Genomic DNA, 17,708 nt, shown 5'->3' with positions numbered 1-17,708 from the left:
AATGGGTACCGGGGCAGTGATGCCTGGCACGCATGTTCCGCGGTGCCGACCGAGAGGAGCGGACGGGTGCCCGAACCCGGCGATGCCCTCCTGGCCGTACGGGCCGGAGAGGGGGACGAGGGGGCGTTCGAGGTGCTCGTACGACGGCACGGCCCGCCGCTGCTGCGCCTGGCGACCCGGCTCCTGGGCAGCAGGACGGACGCGGAGGACGCGGTGCAGGACGCATTCGTCAACGCCTGGCGCCGCATCCCGGAATTCCGCGGCGATGCTTCCTTCTCGACCTGGATGTACCGCATCGTCACCAACCGCTGCCTGAACATCCTGCGGGCCCGCCGCCCCACCCAGGACCTCGGCTCGGTCCCCGAACCGCCCGCGCCCGAACACGCCTCGTCACCGGTCCGCGCGGCCGAGTCGCAGGCGGCGGTGCGCGCCCTGACCGACGCCATGCAGGGGCTCACCCCCGAACAGCGCGCCTGCTGGGTCCTGCGCGAACTGCAGGGGCTGCCCTACGACGAGATCGCCGAGATCGTCGGCAGCACGCACCAGGCGGTGCGCGCCAGGGTTTTCCGGGCACGCCGCTATCTGACGGAGGCGATGAGCTCATGGCGGTAGGAGACGCGTACGAGGGCGAGGATCCGGCACTGCCCTGCGGCCGCACGCTCTCGGAGGTCTGGGAGGCCGCGGAGGAGACGCCGGACGACCCGCACACCGCCGGCTGCCCGCACTGCCAGGAAGCGGTGGCGGAGCTCGGAGTACTGGACGACTACGTACGCCGGGCCCGGGGCGGCGACGCGGACGAGGCGGCCGAGGCGGCGGACGCGGCGGCCGCCGAACGGATCACGGCGCGGGTGATGGACCTGGTCAGGACCGACCTGCGGCCCGGCCGCACGCTGCCGCTGGGCGAGCCGGCGGACGACGCCTGGATCACCGAGGCGGCGGCCGCGAAAGCGTTCCGCGCGGCGGCCGAGGCGCTGCCCGCGGTGTTCGCGGGCAGCTGCAAGGTCACCCTGCAGGCGCCCGACGGGCCGGCGACGGTGAACATGGAGGTCGCGGCGGGCCTGGAGTGGCCGCTGCCGGAACTGGCGGAGCGGATCCGGGAACGGGTGCTCGCGGCGGCGGACGAGGTGGTCGGCATGTCCGTCTCCGCGGTCGACGTCACGGTAGTGGACCTCATCGACGCGGACGCGGGGGAGGAGCCGGCATGAGCGGCGCACATGGGGCCGAGGGCCCCGGCATGAGCGGTGCACATGGGGCCGAGGGTCCCGGCAGGACGGAACGCGAGCTGCGAGCACTGCTGCAGCGGACCGCGGCCGAGGCCGCCCGGGCCACGTCGGGGGTCGCATACCTCCGCCCCGGCCTCGGCGACCTGGTCCGCGGCGCGGTCCCGCTGCTCGCCCCCACCAACGGGCCGCGCGTCACGGGCGTACGCGCGGAACCGGGCGACGCACCGGGCCTGTGGCGACTACGGATCCACCTCGCCGTCCGCCGCGGCCATCGCGCGCTGGACGTGGTCCGCGCGGTACGCACGGACGTGACGGCCGCGGTCCAGCGAGCGTTCGCCCCGGAGGGCCCGGACCAGCACGGCATCGCGACGCTCACCGTCACGGTGACGGTGACGGACTTGGCGTGAACGGCGCATTGCAACGGAGACCACGGAGGCCACGGAGGCTCGCCCCATGAGCGATAGGCAACCACATCCGCACGCGCACTCCGGCCCTCACTCCCACTCCGATGGGCATGGACACGACACCACCCACCCCGACTGGGGAGACCTGGCTCCGGTGCTGGAGCGCGAGGCCGAACTCGCCACGCCCCTGTACGAACAGGTCACCGACTGGCTGCGCACGCTGCTCGGCGGGGCCGAGGAACGGGCCGCGGGGGAGGCGTCCGTACGCCGCGTCTGGGACGTCGGCTCCGGCCCCGGCGTCGTCACCTGCCTGCTGGCGCAGGCCTTCCCGCACGCCGAGGTGGTGGCGGTGGACCCGACGCCGGCACTGCTGGCCCGCGCCCGGGACCGCGCCGCCCGTCTCGGCCTCGGCGACCGGGTCGTCACCCACGAAGCGGAACTGCCCACCGGCATCACGGAGTTGGGCACGGCCGACCTCATCTGGACCAGCAAGGTGCTGCACCACGTCGGCGACCAGCGGGCCGCGGTGGCCCTGCTGGCCGGACGGCTGCGGCCCGGCGGTGTGCTCGCGGTGGCCGAGGGCGGGCTGCCCGACCGGGTACTGCCGCGCGACATCGGTATCGGCAGGCCCGGGCTGCAGGCCAGGCTGGACGCGGCGCAGGAGGAGTGGTTCGCGCGGATGCGGGCCGCGCTGCCGGGGTACCGGGAGACCGTCGAGGACTGGCCCGCGCTGCTGGCGGACGCGGGCCTCGCCGACACCGGCAGCCGCAGCTTCCTGCTCGACCTGCCGGCACCGCTGGACGGCGCCGCGCGCGACCACGTCGCGGCCCGGCTCTCCCGCGCCGCCGAACAGTACGGCGACCTACTGGACGACGCGGACCGCGCGACACTCGCCCGCCTCGCCGACCCGGAGGACGAGGCAGCCATCGCCCACCGCCCCGACGCCTTCCTCCTCACGGCCCGCACGGTCCACGCGGGACGCGCGGAGTGACGTACAGGACCAAGACCACGTGACGTTGCGTCAGTCGCCGGATTCGTCGCGAGACCCGTCCGCGCACACGAGAAAGCTGCGCGCCAGTATCCCGTTCCCCGATTCATCCAGCTTCGCTTCGTCGGCGGGGGAGAGGGAGAAGTCGGGGGCGACGGTGGGACAGGGCGAGAAGGGCCCGCCGTCCGGAGTGGGCGTGGAACCCACGGGCGTGGAGTCCATGGGAAACCATCCGAACTCCGGCTCAGGCGACACCGTCCCGCCCCCGCCATTGAGCCACAACGTCATTCCACCCCCACCAATCACCAACACGCCCCACACACCGATCAGCCACCGCTTCCCCCGCCCCGACATCGTGCCCCCTGGTTCCCCGACTCTGACTGCCGCCGATCGTACGACAGTTCGGACGGAGGAGGCGTGCAACCGAGTTGGCGCACACTGGCGGCGTACGCGCCGGGGTCGCTGCCGCTCGCGTGTCCTGTGGCGCGCGCCTTGGACTGCCGAGGTGGATCTCCGCTGCGCAGGACGCGGCCGCTGTCGTCATGTCGAACGGCCACGACAAGCAACGAGCGTTGTTACTACTGGACATGGCGGCGGGGCACCTGTCATCAGGGCGCCTCGACGGTGCGTTCACACTGGCCACACCGCCGCGGATGGTGCGCGAGTTCGACGATCGGCTGTACGGCGTGTACCGGTAGGCGCGAGAGGAGAGACCGGCCGTGAAATTGGGAATCACAGGGCATCGCGGGCTGTCGGACCTGGTCGAAAGACTGATCCGTGAGCGGCTTGCCGCCGAAGTACAGCAGGCACACATGGCGGGTAGTGAAATCCTCGTCGGCCTGGTTGATCGGCTCGTGGCCGTGTGGGATGGCAAACCGGCGCGCGATTACGGAGGGACGGCGGACGTCGTGGGGTACGCCCGGCGCATGGGCGTACCGGTCGACGTGGTGTGGCCTGCCGGCGCCTCGCGCGACTGAGGACGCAGAAAGCGCCCCGTCCCGGATCTTGCCGGGGCGGGGCGCTGCTGCTTGGAGGCGAACTGCCATGCGGACAGGAGATCAGGTCAAGGCGGCAATTGAGGGGAGTGGTCGTTGCGCCCGTTCGAGCTGTCCCACGGCTGCTCGCGGTCGGCAGCCGTCGTCGCTCCGGTCAGGGAACGATCACGTTGAAGGGCTGGTCGGCGTAGGCGCCCTTCACTCCTGTGTATACGCCGAGCTTCTGCGGGTCCTTTCCACAGACCCCCGACGGCCCCGAAGCGACCCGGATGTCGGCATTCCACTTGGCGCCGGGGCCGGTGGTTGCCACGGGGATGCTCTTCGCGAAGTCAACGTCCGGCGCGACCTTCAGGCAGTAACGTCCCGGGTTGACCTTTTCGACGCTCACGACCCCCTTGGATCTCCTGACCGTCCCGTCAGCGTTGACCACTGCGCCGGCCTGTGCGTAAGGCGCGTGAACCTTGGGCGCGTCGTCGGCATCGGCCGCTGTGGTGCCACCCACGATGGCGGCGAGCCCGGCGCTCGTCGCCCCCAGGAGCAGCAGAAACTTCTTTGTGCGCATGTAGCGTCCTTCACAACGAAGTTGACCGGTCACTCCAAGTGAGCGACCGGATTCATTGTGTGGCAGCTGGGCTTCTTGGGTGATCACCCCTGGGGGTGATGCTCAACGACGCGGAGTAACTAGTGCGGCGATAGTCAACTACCCATGTGCGTGGGGCATTTGGGTTCCGCTGAATGTGTGAGTTGCGAACGGAAAAGCGTATCTGCATCCCTGGGGGCGAACCCTGTTCCCTTCAGCCCGGCTCGTACCCGCCCCTTCCCGGAGGCCCATCTCGGAGGCTCACTCCATGCTGCGCACCGTGTCTCGTAGGCGTCGGGCCTCGGCGATCCGCTTTTCGTAGGTGGCCCCGAGGAGCAGTAGGAGCAGGCCGGCGGCGGCCAGCGGGACCCAGCGGGGGACGAGGCCGAGCACCTGGACTGCGGTGGGGGCGAGTTCGTGCAGCCCGACCAGTACGAGTACGGCGCCACCGAGGATGAGCGGTGCCTGCAGGCGTGCGCGTACCCCGATGACGGTGAGGAGCAGGGCGGTCGCGCCCAGGAGCAGCGGGCGTACCCAGTTCTCGTCGGTCCACGTGGCGGCGAGGCTGGGGAGCATCGTTGCGCCCAGCCCCGCCCCGTAGGCGGGCCAGGAGCCGGTCCCCGGGGTGCGCGTGCGGCGGCGGTGGCCGATGACCAGTGCGGCTGCCGTGACCGGGAGCGTGTACGCCTCGGGGGCGGTGATGTCCGCCAGCGCGAGGCGCACCCAGGAGGACGCGATGAGCAGGGCAGTTCCGGCGAGTGCGGCGCGGCGGCGGTCCGGGCGCAGCGCGATGGCCAGGCCCGCGACCCCGCTCACGGCGAGGGCGAGGCTCAGCGCGCCGGCGTGGGGGACGGTCAGGGCGAGGGCGGTTGCCGCAAGGGCATAGCCCGTACTCTCGACGGCCGTGGAGACCTGATCGCGCCCGGGGCTGCGGTGCCAGGCCGCCGCGGCACCGGCGGAGGCCAGGGCCACCGCGAGTACCGCGAACGCGGTGACGTGCCTGGGCAGGCCGGCGGTGGCGCCGGACGCGACCGCCTCGACCCCCAGGGCGAGGACGGCGAAGGCACCCGCGACACGCGCCGTCGCGCGCACGGTGGGCCGGGCGGTCGGCGCGGAAAGAACGTGGGCGAGGACGCCGGCCGACGCGGCGAAGGTCCCCCATACCGCGAGCACGGCGGCCCGGTCGGCCGACGACCACAGCAGGGCGAGCGTGCCGGTGGCAGCCATCACCAGAATCCGCGGTACGAGTGCGGCCTCCGGCCGGCGCACGACGTCCACCACCACGGCCATGGACGCCACGGTCGCGGCCGCCAGCACCCACCCGTACGGCAGCCCCAGCGCCACCGGCACCAGGAGCAGCGCGGGGACGGCAGCCAGTGCCTGGGCGTTGTGCAGGGCGCGCGCCAGCCGGTCCGTGTGCCGGTCGCCGACGGCACGGGCACGCAGTACGGCCATGGCGGCCAGGACGGCGGCGCACAACCAGAGCACGACCAGCGGCGCGGGCGCGAGCTGCCAGCTCCACGGTGCCGGGTGACCGTCGTACCAGAGCGCCACGCCGTGGGCGGCGGGGAGGAGCAGGGCGTGTACAAGTTCCGGCAGCACCGCAACGCCGGTCAGCAGCAGGGCAGTTGAGGCGGCGAACAGCTCTCCCACCGCAGCCGCGGCTCCGGGCGGCGCTGCGAACGGCCGCCCACCTCCGGCAGGCCGCCCACCTCCGGCCGATCCCTCACCTCCGGCCGGTTCCCCACCTCCGGCCGGTCCCTCACCTTCGGCCGGCTTCGCCCACCGGCCGCTCCGTGCGCAGGACGCCGCCGACCACACCGCGATGAGCGCCGCCGGTGCCGCGTATCCGGCCGCGGCCCACCCCGAGGGCATCAGGCACCGCAAGCCGGCGCCGATGGCCACGATCAACGCCACGACGGCCACACCCTCGGCGCCGGAGCGCAGCGCGAACGGCAGCGCGCGGAAGCCGCGGCACAGCGCCGTACCCAGCAGCGCCAGCAGACCCAGCGGCACCCAGGCCCGCATCACCTCGGCCGACGATGGGGCAACCATCGCGCACACCACCGCGAGCGCCCCGCCCAGCAGCGCCCATCCGCCGCCGACGGCACGGGCCCCCGTGGCCAGGATGGTGGCAGCCCGTTCGCCGCCCAGCCGGTCGCGGAATCCGGTATGCCCGGCGGCGGCGCGCGCCGTGAGTACGTACAGGGCCGCGAAGTCCACCGCGGCCGTGACGATCATCGCGGTCGCGTAGTCCTCGGCCGTTCCGCCCAACGCGGCGGCGGTCAGGGGGCCGGGCAGCAGTGCCATCAAGAACCCCGCGGGCAGCGGGAGCCGGAGCCGCTGCCACCAGCCGTAGCCCGCCGCGCCCACCGCCGTCAGCGCGGTGAGCACCGCCCAGTAGCCCGCCGTGCCGACGCGGTCCAGACCGGCGAGCCCGGCCTGCCGGGCCGCGTAGCCGTCAAGGAGTACCAGGGCGAGGCCCACCGCGGCCGACGCCTCGGCGGTGGCCATGAGCTGCCGCCGCCGCAGCGGACGGGGCAGTGCCAGCGCGCACGCGGTCAGCGCGAGCAGTACGGCGGCCCGCCCGCCGATGCCCAGCCGTCCCCAGCTCACCACGGTGAACACCAGCGCGGCCACGACGACCAGCACGCCACCGACGATCAGCAACGCGGTACGGGCGGACGGCGCGGAGATCTCTCGCCCCGATCCGCCCGTACCGCCGCCGCCCCCGCCGACGGGCGCGATCGCCGGCATTCCCGCGGATGCGGCCACCGGCGTTCGCGCAGGCGCGTCCCGGCGCGCCCGCAAGGCGGCCAGCAACTCGCCGTGCCGCCGCACCAGCCACTGCCTGCGTGCGTCCAGCGCGCTCAACTCATCTGTGACCTGCCACAACGCGAAGGCGTCCGGCCCGGTCAGGGGCAGTCGGCAACGGGTGCACCGGGCGGGCGGAGGTGACCCCAGAGGCGTTCCGCAGTCCGGGCACCCCGGTGATTCCATCTGCATGGCGCGAGTATGCGCAGCCCTGCCGACCACGGGCCTGAGTACGCGTACTCAACACGCCCCAGGTGCTCGTCGAGGTGTGCGTCGCGCGTCATGCTGCCCAGTGCGGCACCGAACGTGCTCCTACACCGCATCCGCTTTCGGGTTGACATTCTTCGCGAGGAGTTCGTTCATTTCCCCGTACGCCATCGACGCCTTGCTGTTGCTCTCGTCGTGGAAACGCATCAGGTAGTGGTACATCACGCCCACACATTTGTCGCGGCTCCGGTACTCCGCGTTCCCGGTGAGCTGCATGTCCTCGGAGATCTCCTTGATCGTTCCGTCGGGCATGGTGTAGAGCGGATGCCACACGAGGGTCACGGCGGGATTGAGCCGCTGGATCATGCGCAGTTGGGGGATCTCCTGCGCGATCAGGACGCTGTCGGGGTTGTAGGCCCGCAGGAACACGTGGACGGGGCCTGTCGCGCGCTCGACGAACGCGGTGGAGAGGACATTCCACAGGGGCGCCTGGAGCTTCCAGTTGGCGTGCAGCTCCAGCTGGTCCATGATCTTGCCGAGTCGGCTGAACTCCAGTGAGGTGTGGCCCTTTCCATGGGCGTAGACGCTCACGTCGAAGCCGCCCGACCAGAGTGCCAGGGTGGGAGTGGTGATCTTCAGATGGTCGCCCACGAGGTTGACGAGCTCCCGGTACCAGGTGTTCGAAGCCCGGAGCTTGCGCCGCTCCGCGGAGTCGATCGACTCGTCCGCTGACTGCCGGTTCAGCTTCTCCTGCTCGGCGACCCCGCCCAGCAGAAGCTGCCAGGCGCTCTCGGTCACGTCTGCCGGAAAGCCGCCCTCCTTCATCATCTTCTGGAATACGGGCCACTCGGGGTGATCCTGCGCCTTGGCCGCGTAGTGCTCGGTGGGTGCGTTGGCCGACGGTTTGCGGCGTTGCACTGTGTCGGTGCGCGCGGGCTCCGCGGCGCCCGCCACCGCCCGCTGGGCCGTCTGCTCGGCGGCCGGGGCGCTCCCGGACGTGACCCGCCGGGCGTTCTCCTCGGCGGCGACCTCATACCGGTCCGACGGGTCGGAGACCTTCAGCCCGTTGCCGTTGTCCGTACCCGAGACGGGGCCCTGCCGCTGCTGGACGACATGCGTGAGTTCATGGGCGAGCGTGTGACGGTCGCCGCCGCCCTCACCGAGCACGACGTGGCTGCCGGAGGTGTAGGCGCGGGCCCCGATCTCCTGCGCCGACTTCTTCGCGGCCGCGTCGTTGTGAATGCGGACGTCGCTGAAGTCGGTGCCGCCGAACCGCTCCTGCATGTCGTGGAGTTCCGGCCCTGGCAGGGGTCGGCCGGGACGGCTCAGCACGTCGTGCGCCGCCATCCGGCGCTGCGGGGGCGCCTCTTCCGGCGCGGCCATCCGGCGCTGCACCTGATCCTCCTCCACCGGGGCTTTCACCGGGGCCTCCGCCGGGGCTTTCGCCGGGGCCTCGTGATGACCGCAGGACGCCCCGTCCCCGTGAACGTGCCGCTGTACCTCCAGCAGATGGGCGACCGTGGCGTTACCGACCGAACGCTGCAGCGCCATGACGGACGCCGGGGAGTGTCCGCCCGGCAGCTGCCCGGCGAAAGCGGTCGCCGTCCGGGAGGCCTCGGCGGGCGGCAGCACGGCGGGCCTGCGCAGCTCGCTTCCCTGCCGCTGTGCAGCGCTCGCATCCTGCTTCCGCTCCCGCACGTACTCACTCCTCCGGTACTGCACGCCGCAAGCCTGTTGCCCGGCCCGTCGGTTCCCTGTCTAGACGGCATCGGCAGCGCGTGACAAGAGGCGTAAGGGCATGCGGCACGTCCTTGCGGGTACACCACGCGGCTCCCCCGGGCAGCCGCGAGCGTGCGGCTCCAGCGCGCCGGCCACTGGAGCCAGGGACACGACGGCGCCGGACACGACGGCGCCGCCGCTCGCCCGAAGGCGAACGGCGGCGCAGTAGCGGAAAACCCGCGAACCGCTCAGGCGGATTCGGGCTCAGGCCACGTCGAACGTGGCCGGGTCCGGGCCCAGGCGCTTGTCGGCGTTCAGGCCGGCGATCGTCTTCAGGTCGTCGGCGTCCAGCTCGAAGCCGAAGACGTCGAAGTTCTCCTTGATCCGGGACGGGGTCGCGGACTTGGGGATGACGACGTTGCCGAGCTGGAGATGCCAGCGCAGTACGACCTGGGCGGGGGTCTTGCCGTGCTTCTCGGCGATCGTGCCGATCGTGGCGTTCTCCAGGAGGCCCTTGCCCTGGCCCAGCGGCGACCACGCCTCGGTGGCGATGCCGTGCTCGGCGTGGAAGGCGCGGGTCTCGGCCTGCTGGAGCTCGGGGTGCAGCTCGATCTGGTTGACCGCGGGGACGACCGAGGTCTCGTTCAGCAGCCGCTGGAGGTGCGGCGGCTGGAAGTTGGAGACGCCGATGGCCTTGGCGCGGCCGTCCGCCTGGATCTTCTCGAACGCCCTGTAGGTGTCGACGTAGGTGTCACGGGCCGGCAGCGGCCAGTGGATCAGGTACAGGTCGACGTAGTCCAGGCCCAGCTTGGCGAGCGAAGCGTCGAACGCGCGCAGGGTGGAGTCGTAACCCTGCTCGGTGTTCCACAGCTTCGTCGTCACGAACAGCTCGTCACGGGCGATGCCGGATGCGGCGAGGGCCTTCCCCGTGCCCTCCTCGTTGCCGTAGATCGCGGCGGTGTCGATGCTGCGGTATCCGGCCTCCAGGGCGTGACCGACAGCGGTGAACGCCTCGTCGTCCGGGATCTGCCAGACACCGAAGCCGAGCTGCGGCATGGTGACGCCGTTGTTGAGGGTGATGTGGGGAACCTTGCTCACGAGCGAATCGGTCCTTTGGTCGGCGTACAGGTTCTAGAAGGCTCAACGATCATCCGTCGGCACGCATTCCCGCGCACGCCGACGGACTGAGCCGTCACCCGATCCGCCCCGGGGCCGCCGTTCGCGGCCATCCCGCTTACTCGTGCAGCCGTTCGAGGGGCGCCGAGTTACCGCTCGTACAGCGCCGCCACCTCGGCCTCGTACGCCGTCTCGATCGCCTTTCGCTTCAGCTTGAGCGACGGCGTCAGCAGGCCGTGCTCCTCGCTGAACTGGCTGGCCAGTATCCGGAACGTACGGATCGACTCGGCCTGCGAGACGAGCGTGTTCGCGGCGACCACGGCCCGCCGGATCTCGGTCTCCAGATCGGGGTCGCGCACCAGGTCGGTCGCCGGCAGGGACGGCTTGCCGCGCATCTGCAGCCAGTGCGTCACCGCCTCCGCGTCCAGCGTGACCAGCGCGGCGACGTACGGCCGGTCGTTGCCGATCACGATGCACTGGGCGACCAGCGGGTGCGCCCGCACCCGTTCCTCCAGCGGTACCGGCGAGATCGTCTTGCCGCCGGAGGTCACCAGGATCTCCTTCTTGCGGCCGATGATCGTGAGGTACCCGTCCTCGTCCAGCTGCCCGAGGTCGCCGGTGGCCAGCCAGCCGTCGTGCAGCACGGCGTCGGTGGCCTTGGGGTCGTTGAGGTAGCCCTGGAAGACCTGGCCGCCGTGCACCCACACCTCGTTGTCGTCCGCGATGTGCACGGTCGTACCGGGGATGGGCAGCCCGACCGTGCCGAACCGGGTCTGCTCGGGCGGGTTGGCGGTGGCCGCGGCGGTGGACTCCGTCAGGCCGTACCCCTCGTAGATCGTGACGCCCGCGCCCTCCCAGAAGAGGCCGAGCCGGCGCTCCATGGCCGAGCCGCCCGACATCGCGTGCCGGACCCGGCCGCCCATCGCCGCGCGGACCTTGCTGTAGACGAGCTTGTCGAACAGCTGGTGCTGCATGCGCAGGCCCGCGCCGGGCCCGGAACCGGTGCCGAACGCCTTGTGCTCCATCGCCTCGGCGTACCGCCGCGCCACGTCGACGGCCTTGTCGAACGGCCCGAGCTTGCCGTCCGCCTCGGCCTTCCGCCGCGCCGCCGCGAACACCTTTTCGAAGATGTAGGGCACCGCGAGGATGAAGCTCGGCTTGAAGGACTGCAGGTCGGGGAGGAGCGCGGTGGCCGAGAGGTTCGGCTGGTGGGCGAGCTTCACCCGGCCGCGGATCGCGGCGACCTGGACCATCCGCCCGAAGACGTGCGCCAGCGGCAGGAAGAGCAGGGTGGACGCCTCGTCGCCGGCCTTGGAGTGGAAGACCTGCTCGTACCGCTCGACGACGTTGTCGGCCTCGGCCATGAAGTTGGCGTGGCTGATCACGCAGCCCTTGGGGCGGCCGGTGGTGCCGGAGGTGTAGATGATCGTCGCGGGCGCGTCCGGGGTGACCGCCATCCGGTGCCGGTGCACGACGTCGTCCTCGATGTGCCGGCCGGCCTCGACCAGCTCGGCCACCGGGTCCGCGTCCAGCTGCCACAGCAGGCGCAGGTGCGGCAGCCGGTCGATGACCGACCCGATCGTCATGGCGTGGTCCTCGTGCTCGACCAGACAGGAGGAGACGGCCGAGTCGTGCAGCGTCCAGAAGACCTGCTCGGAGGAGGAGGTCGGGTACAGCGGTACCGACTGCGCGCCGACCGACCACAGGGCGAAGTCGAACAGCGTCCACTCGTAACGTGTCCGCGACATGATCCCGACCCGGTCGCCGAACCGCACGCCCTGGGCCAGCAGCCCCTTGGCGAGGGCCATGACCTCGTCGCGGAACTGGGCAGCGCTGACGTCCTGCCAGTGTCCCGCGTCGTCCTTACGGCAGAGCGCGACCCGGTCGGGGGCGGACTCCGCATTCTCGAAGACGGCGTCCGCCAGACCGCCGACCCGGGGCGCCGTCGCCAGTGGGGGGACGGTGTACTCGCGCAATGACCCGCTCCTCGTGGTGCTCCTGCAGCGCCGAGACCGTACCCCACGAGAGCGGCCGAACGGCAGTGACTGCCAAACGTCCGAACCGTTGCCATAGGCCCTGGTCATCCGACGAAAACGGGCTACTTCGGGGAACCCCGGACATGAACCCGTGAGTAACGTGCCGAACGATCACGCCGCAGGGACCGTATCTGCACCAAATCTTTCCGATTGGAATCAGCCACGGCAAGCCTGAGCGTGGCCGACTTGCCTCTTGAGTCGCTTGCGACGGAATGCGCAAAACGCCCGGCGGGCGCCACCCGCACCGACTCAGCGCCAGGTGTCGCCGGGCTCGCCGGCTGCGCGGGAACGTGCTGCGCGAAGCTAGACATGATGATCAGGCGGCAGCGCTCGCGGCCGTCCTGAGTGAGGTGGCCGTGGAGATCCGCGGTCACGTCGACGGACCGGTGCCCGAGCCACCGGGAGCCCTCGCGGAGGGCGGCCCCGTTGCTCATCGTGATGGTCGCCCACTTGTGCCGGAGGTCGTGCGGCTTGTAAGGGGGAAGGCCGAGCCGGGCAATCGCTGCGTCCCAGGATTTACGAACCAAGCCAGGGTGCGTCATCCCGCCACGGGCGTTCCGCACAGGCAAGAACTCATGAAATGCATCGAGAAGAGCAGGGGCCGGGATATCGCTCGCTGGCGCCAGGACGGCGCGAAGCCCAACACCATCGCTGGCCGTCGGACCGCGCTCTCGGGCCTCTTCTCTCACGCCGCACGCCACAAATGGATCGCGACGAACCCCGTCAGGGAAGAGCGCTTCGACGTCGGCCGCGGTCACCTTGGCCATCGGCTTGTTCCCCACATGGGGCAGCACGTGCAGACGCATGATCCGTTCGTATCCGACGAGGGTGCCGGGGGCGCCCACCTTCGACGCGAGCCAGCCCTCCGCGTACTGACTGACCGAGACGCGGCCGGCGGTCGGATCGACATACGTGTTCTCATGCTTGTCGTTCTCGACTTTCGTGGCGAAGTCGAGAGCGTCCCGCTTACGCTCGAACGACTTCTCACGCTGCCGCGCGGTACGCCCGCCCGGCTCCCGATAACGAACCACCCACCGCTTGCCAGCCGCGGTGGCGCCCTTGGCCATGAGCTTGGCCAATGTTCATCCCAATCCCCTGAGACGGTTCGTTATCCGTCCAGGACTTCGACTGGGTGATGTTGTAGCTCGGAAACCCGGCCGCACCAAATGAGGCACGAACTCTCGGGTTTGGTGGCGTTTAGGCGGCAGCCGGACCGTCGCTGGACTTTGGATGTGTACGAAATAGATCCGGCTGCTGCGCTGATGCGAGATTTGCCGCCAGCAGTGGCTCCGAGTCGTCGCCCGGGCGTAGGTGCGGTCCCTGAGGACAGCCCTGGGCCGGGTTCTGGGCCGTCGGGCCCCTCTGGGCAGCCGGATCCGTGCCAGTGCCGCGGCGGCTTGCCGGGTGTTGTGGCCGGCGGATACCGAGCAGGCGGCTGCCCGCGGCGGCAGGCAGCCGGGAGGCCATCCCGACGAGCGCGGTGTTGCGTGCCATCCGCGGCCACGCGTCGTCGGTCATGACGGCTCCTGTGCCGCGGAGCCGGCCTGCAGGTGATCACGTCAGTCTGGCCTGGCCAATTGTTCGTCCCGCAGTCCGACACAACCAACGCGAACGCAGCATGCCCATCGATGGGCCTCGGTGAGGAAGGTGACAACAGCGCAGGCCCCCGACCGTGGACAGCTGGAGCTCTGTGCTGGGAATGACCGTGAACGGGATCAGTGGCTGTCGGCCAGACCCCTGCTCAACTTCTTATTGAGGCGGGCGCTGGGCTCGTTCAGGCCGGTGTTTTCCCGAGTACCCAGTCGTCGAGGTACGCGTAGCTCTCCGCGAAGGTCAGCCCGTGGACGAGGACCTCGGGGACACACAGCGAGTACGCCTCGGCGGTGCCACGGCTGCTGCTGCACGGCGGCCGGGCGCTGCGCTGCGGGTACGTGGAGGCCGTCGGGGTGACCGGCACCGTACGGGTGCGGGCGGGGTGATGGTTGCGGAGGGTATGCGGGTTACGTAGACCTCGGTGTGTCCCATGGGGGCGCCCCGTTCTGTGCCGCGTGCAGCCGGCAGGTGTGGCGTGGGGCGGCGCTCGCACTCACGCCGAAAGGGCTCGTTGCGGACGAAGGTGAGGAGGGCTTCATCCCCGTCCTGCCGACGCCGGCCCCGGCCCCCGACATGGACGGCGAGCTGACCTGCGACTGGCGTGACGAGGGTGCCTGGTAGCCGCTGGGCGACCGGCCTAGGGTCGCGGACCGGGCATGTGGGGGGCGGTGACCGTGCGCGACAAAGTGCGACCCGTACTCCTCGATGTACGGCGCGAACAGCGGCATCGTCTTCGTCATCTCGGTGGCCGCGTTGGGAACCACGGCGTTCGCGGTGATGCCGGCCTTCGCCAGCTCCATGGCCCAGGTGCGGACCATCGCGGCGATGCCCGCCTTCGCGGCCGCGTAGTTGGTCTGGCCGAAGTTGCCGCGCTGTCCGGCCGGGGAGCCCGCGACGATCATGCGGCCGCCCTCGCCCTGCTCGCGCATCCGTATCGCGGCGGCGCGGGCGCAGGTGAACGTGGCGCGCAGCTGCACCTGTTGGACGGTGTCGAAGTCCTCGTCGGACATCTTCCACAGGACGCGGTCGCGCAGGACGCCCGCGTTGGTGACCATGATGTCGAGCCGTCCGAACTCGGTCGCGGCCCGGTTCACCAGGGTGTCGGCGGCCTGAGTGGTGCCGACGGCGACGACCTCGGCGACCGCGCGCCCCCCGTCCTCGGTGATCTGCTTGACGGCCGCCTCCGCCGCTTCGGCGTCCACGTCGTTGACGACGACCGAGGCGGCGGAGAGGGGAGCAACGCTATGCACTCTGATTGCGGCGGTCAAGAGAGTGCGTCACATTGGGTCTGTACGTGCTGACGCGACGCGGGAGGGCGATATGGCAGGCGACCGAGGTGGCAGGGCGAGCGGGAACGCCGCAACGGCGGGGGGCGGGGCGGAAGAGCCCAGGACGGAGCCGGGGCTCGAGGTGGCCCTCCGCCCCCAGTCCCTCATGCTCACGTTCCTCGGCAACTACGTGCTGGGCGGCGATGTCTGCGTCTACTCCGGCAGCATCATCGAGGTCTTCGGCCGCACGGGCGTGGGCGAGCACGCCACCCGCTCGACCCTGACCCGCATGGTGGGCCGCGGCCTACTGCAACGCCGCCGCGAAGGCCGCCGCATGTACTTCGGCCTCACCGATCGCGCGACGGCGATCCTCCGCGAGGGTGAGGACCGCATCTGGAAGCAGGGCGCCGTCAACGACGACTGGGACGGCACCTGGACCTTGCTCGCCTTCTCCCTGCCCGACGCCAGCCAGCGTCAGCGCCACGACCTGCGTTCCCAGCTGACCTGGGCGGGTTTCGGCCCGCTGATCGGCGGCCTGTGGATCGCGCCGGGGCGGGCGGACGTCGCCGCGATCACGGAGAACCCCGAACTCGGCCCCTACGTCACGGTGTTCCGCTCCACCGTCGACCCGGCCACCGACATCTCCCGCATGGTCCAGGACACTTGGGACCTCGCGACCCCGGCCGCCGGCTACACCGCCTTCCGGAGGCGCTGGTCTGCGTTCGCGGACGGGGACAGCGCTTCGGATGTCGACGAACTCGCAGTCAAGCTGGGCCTGCTGACGGAGTGGCTCCAGATCGTTCGTGCCGACCCCCACCTCCCGGTCCAACACCTCCCCGCCGACTGGCCCGCCGCCGAGGCGGAGGACGTCTTCCGCCGCGCCAACGCCCGCGTGGACGCGGCGGCCGGCGCGCTGGCGGAGGAGCTGTTGGAGACGCTGCCCCTGCGGGGGTGAGGGGCCGGCGCCTCCGCCTCCCGGCCCGTACGTATCCGCATCCCCAGCGGGCTGATCCACATCAACGATCAGACGGTCAACGACGACGTCGTCAGCGCCGGTCGCATGCCCTGATGGTTGGTTGCGTGTCGGCTCGGCCTCGGACAACCGCGGCCGAGCCGGCAGCGGCCGGTCCCGGCACGGCGCCATCGACATGACCCACATGGGCGCAGACCACAGGTGCCTGCGCCACGGCCGATGCCACGCGGCTGGGCCGGGTCTCAGTCGGGGTAGGGCAGGAGGGTCGTGTTGATCTCCTTCCAGGACGCCTTCAGTTCCGCGAGCAGTTTGGGCTCGCCGCCGGCCAGGTCGGCCTGCTCCCGGGCGTCCTGGGCCAGGTTGTACAGGTGGTCGGCACCGGCGGAGTCCTGGTAGTACTTCCAGTGACCGCGCCGCAGCGCCCGGTTGGCCCGGACCCGCCAGAACAGGTCGCGCTCGGGCAGAAGCTCGCCGCGCAGCAGGTAGCCGGCCAGGCTCGTGCCGTCCAGCGGGTAGTCGGGGGCGGGCCGAGCGCCGGCGGCCTCCAGGAGGGTGGCGGTCCAGTCCGGAGTGAAGTTCGGCTCATGGCTCACCTGGTTGGCGCCGATCCGGGCGGGCCAGCGCAGGATTGTCGGGACCCGGATGCCTCCTTCCAGCAGGTCGGCTTTGCCCCCGGTGAGCGGCCAGCTGTAGGAGAAGCGCTCTCCTCCGTTGTCGCTGGCGAACAGCACCAGGGTGTCGTCCTCCTGGCCGGACCTGCGGAGCGCGTTCATCACTTGGCCGATGGCGGCGTCCAGGCTCTCCACCATCTCGGCGTACTTCTCCACCGAGCCGCCGTCCTTGTGCTGCAGGGCCTGAAGCGCCCCGTCACTGCCCCCAGCCCGGATCTTGGCGGCGATCTCCGCCCCGGTCTCGGCATCGCCCTCGGTCAGCCACGGCCAGTGCGGAGTGGTGAAGTTGAGGTTGAGCAACCACGGCGCGTCGTGCTCGCGGCCGACGTACTCCACGGCCCGCTCGGTCAGGATGGTGGTGTAGTAGCGCAGGTCCTGGTAGGACGCGTCCCCCTCGTAGAGGTCGTACTCACCGAGCTGGCCGAGCTTGGAGAAGTACTCCAGTGTGCCGCCGAGGTTGCCGAAGAATTCGTCCCAGCCCGACTTGGTGGGGCTGTAGTCGGGCAGCCAGCCGCAGTGCCACTTGCCGATCAGCGCGGTGGAGTAGCCGGCGGCCTTCAGTAGGGAGGCCAGCGTGGGGTGGGTGGGCTCCAGCCCCTGGGTGCGATTGCCGATCGGCTCGGCCAGCCCGCCCTTGGTACGGCCCGGGTAGCGCCCCGTATAGAGGCTGAACCGGGTGGGGGAGCAGGTCGACGATCCGGAGTAGGCGTTGGTGAAGCGCACGCCCTGGCGGGCGAGCCGGTCCAGGTTCGGGGTCTTGATGTGGGGTGCGCCGTAGGAGGACAGGTCGGCCCAGCCCAGGTCGTCGGCGAGGATCACCAGGAGGTTGGGGCGCCGATGGTTCTTGCGGTCGGCGCGGGCGCGGAAGGGCTGCTCCGCCTGCTGTGCACTACCCGCTGAGGGGGTCGCGGAGGCGGGGGAGGCGGTGGCCAGTCCGGTGGCGGCGGCGATGACACCACCGCCGAGCAGCCCACCCAGGAAGCGGCGGGATATGCCGTCGGAGGCGGCGTTGGGCAGGTAGGGGCTGTCGGTCATGGGGAGTCCTTGTCGTCGATGGCGGCCGGTGGGAGCGCAGGCGGACATCATCCGGGCGTCGCGCGGACGGGCCCGGATCGTGTCCG

17 protein-coding genes are annotated in these 17,708 nt (G+C 71.0%); 7 read left to right on the top strand and 10 right to left on the bottom strand.

The genetic code is table 11. The features are described 5' to 3' along the window. The first annotated feature begins 66 nt into the window (after positions 1–66). The 4 genes from ACZ4MH_RS19490 to ACZ4MH_RS19475 are packed head-to-tail and all read left to right on the top strand — an operon-like array spanning position 67 to position 2,618. The gene (locus ACZ4MH_RS19490; protein ID WP_351588153.1) at positions 67–612 is read left to right on the top strand and encodes an RNA polymerase sigma factor; all 546 of its coding nucleotides are present in this window, start codon (positions 67–69) and stop codon (positions 610–612) included. Continuing rightward, positions 603–1,205 (top strand): Asp23/Gls24 family envelope stress response protein, encoded by a 603-nt coding sequence (locus tag ACZ4MH_RS19485; protein ID WP_351588150.1) that lies wholly within the window; start codon positions 603–605, stop codon positions 1,203–1,205. Before ACZ4MH_RS19490 ends, ACZ4MH_RS19485 begins: the two co-directional genes overlap by 10 nt. Beyond that, positions 1,202–1,630, top strand: a complete 429-nt coding sequence (locus tag ACZ4MH_RS19480; RefSeq protein ID WP_351588147.1) for a hypothetical protein — start codon at positions 1,202–1,204, stop codon at positions 1,628–1,630. The genes ACZ4MH_RS19485 and ACZ4MH_RS19480 overlap by 4 nt, the downstream gene beginning before the upstream one ends. Before the next feature lie 46 nt (positions 1,631–1,676). Continuing rightward, positions 1,677–2,618 (top strand): methyltransferase, encoded by a 942-nt coding sequence (locus tag ACZ4MH_RS19475; protein ID WP_351588144.1) that lies wholly within the window; start codon positions 1,677–1,679, stop codon positions 2,616–2,618. Between the two features lie 30 nt (positions 2,619–2,648). Here the strand turns inward: ACZ4MH_RS19475 and ACZ4MH_RS19470 are convergent, their stop codons facing one another. Then, complete coding sequence (locus ACZ4MH_RS19470) at positions 2,649–2,837, bottom strand: hypothetical protein (RefSeq protein WP_351588141.1); 189 nt, start codon at positions 2,835–2,837, stop codon at positions 2,649–2,651. A 320-nt stretch (positions 2,838–3,157) separates the two neighbouring features. Here ACZ4MH_RS19470 and ACZ4MH_RS19465 point away from each other — a divergent pair, with 320 nt between their 5' ends. Continuing rightward, positions 3,158–3,313: a hypothetical protein gene (locus tag ACZ4MH_RS19465; RefSeq protein WP_351588138.1), complete on the top strand. Its 156-nt coding sequence runs from the start codon at positions 3,158–3,160 to the stop codon at positions 3,311–3,313. Positions 3,314–3,334: 21 nt separating this feature from the next. Then, entirely contained in the window at positions 3,335–3,592 is a 258-nt protein-coding gene (locus ACZ4MH_RS19460; RefSeq protein ID WP_351588211.1) for a hypothetical protein, read from the top strand. Between the two features lie 172 nt (positions 3,593–3,764). On the opposite strand, the gene ACZ4MH_RS19455 is transcribed toward ACZ4MH_RS19460, so the two are convergent. From ACZ4MH_RS19455 to ACZ4MH_RS19420, 8 genes are all read right to left on the bottom strand, one after another. Continuing rightward, a complete protein-coding gene (locus ACZ4MH_RS19455) occupies positions 3,765–4,172 on the bottom strand; it encodes a hypothetical protein (RefSeq protein ID WP_351588135.1) in 408 nt (135 codons plus the stop codon). A 279-nt stretch (positions 4,173–4,451) separates the two neighbouring features. Next, positions 4,452–7,064: an SCO7613 C-terminal domain-containing membrane protein gene (locus ACZ4MH_RS19450; RefSeq protein ID WP_351588132.1), complete on the bottom strand. Its 2,613-nt coding sequence runs from the start codon at positions 7,062–7,064 to the stop codon at positions 4,452–4,454. A 252-nt stretch (positions 7,065–7,316) separates the two neighbouring features. Continuing rightward, positions 7,317–8,909, bottom strand: coding sequence for an eCIS core domain-containing protein (locus tag ACZ4MH_RS19445; RefSeq protein WP_467754591.1), 1,593 nt, complete (start codon positions 8,907–8,909; stop codon positions 7,317–7,319). 285 nt (positions 8,910–9,194) lie between these two features. Beyond that, positions 9,195–10,028, bottom strand: coding sequence for an aldo/keto reductase (locus ACZ4MH_RS19440; RefSeq protein WP_351588129.1), 834 nt, complete (start codon positions 10,026–10,028; stop codon positions 9,195–9,197). Positions 10,029–10,195: 167 nt separating this feature from the next. Continuing rightward, complete coding sequence (locus ACZ4MH_RS19435; RefSeq protein WP_351588126.1) at positions 10,196–12,022, bottom strand: AMP-dependent synthetase/ligase; 1,827 nt, start codon at positions 12,020–12,022, stop codon at positions 10,196–10,198. A 122-nt stretch (positions 12,023–12,144) separates the two neighbouring features. After that, a complete protein-coding gene (locus ACZ4MH_RS19430; protein WP_351588123.1) occupies positions 12,145–13,161 on the bottom strand; it encodes a tyrosine-type recombinase/integrase in 1,017 nt (338 codons plus the stop codon). A gap of 695 nt (positions 13,162–13,856) precedes the next feature. After that, on the bottom strand, positions 13,857–14,039 hold the full coding sequence (locus tag ACZ4MH_RS19425) for a hypothetical protein (protein ID WP_351588208.1): 183 nt from the start codon (positions 14,037–14,039) through the stop codon (positions 13,857–13,859). 43 nt (positions 14,040–14,082) lie between these two features. Beyond that, the gene (locus ACZ4MH_RS19420) at positions 14,083–14,925 is read right to left on the bottom strand and encodes an SDR family NAD(P)-dependent oxidoreductase (RefSeq protein ID WP_351588120.1); all 843 of its coding nucleotides are present in this window, start codon (positions 14,923–14,925) and stop codon (positions 14,083–14,085) included. Between the two features lie 160 nt (positions 14,926–15,085). Between ACZ4MH_RS19420 and ACZ4MH_RS19415 the strand changes: the two genes are divergently transcribed. After that, the gene (locus ACZ4MH_RS19415; protein WP_351588117.1) at positions 15,086–15,898 is read left to right on the top strand and encodes a PaaX family transcriptional regulator; all 813 of its coding nucleotides are present in this window, start codon (positions 15,086–15,088) and stop codon (positions 15,896–15,898) included. Positions 15,899–16,158: 260 nt separating this feature from the next. Here ACZ4MH_RS19415 and ACZ4MH_RS19410 read toward each other — a convergent pair whose 3' ends face one another. Further along, positions 16,159–17,622 carry a sulfatase family protein gene (locus ACZ4MH_RS19410; RefSeq protein ID WP_351588114.1) on the bottom strand — a complete coding sequence of 488 codons (1,464 nt, stop codon included), beginning with the start codon at positions 17,620–17,622 and terminating at the stop codon, positions 16,159–16,161. Positions 17,623–17,708: the final 86 nt, after the last annotated feature.

This window comes from Streptomyces sp. NPDC026301 (genome assembly GCF_055567935.1).
Note: the sequence above shows the minus strand (reverse complement) of the source record. Positions and strands in the feature narration are given on the sequence as shown.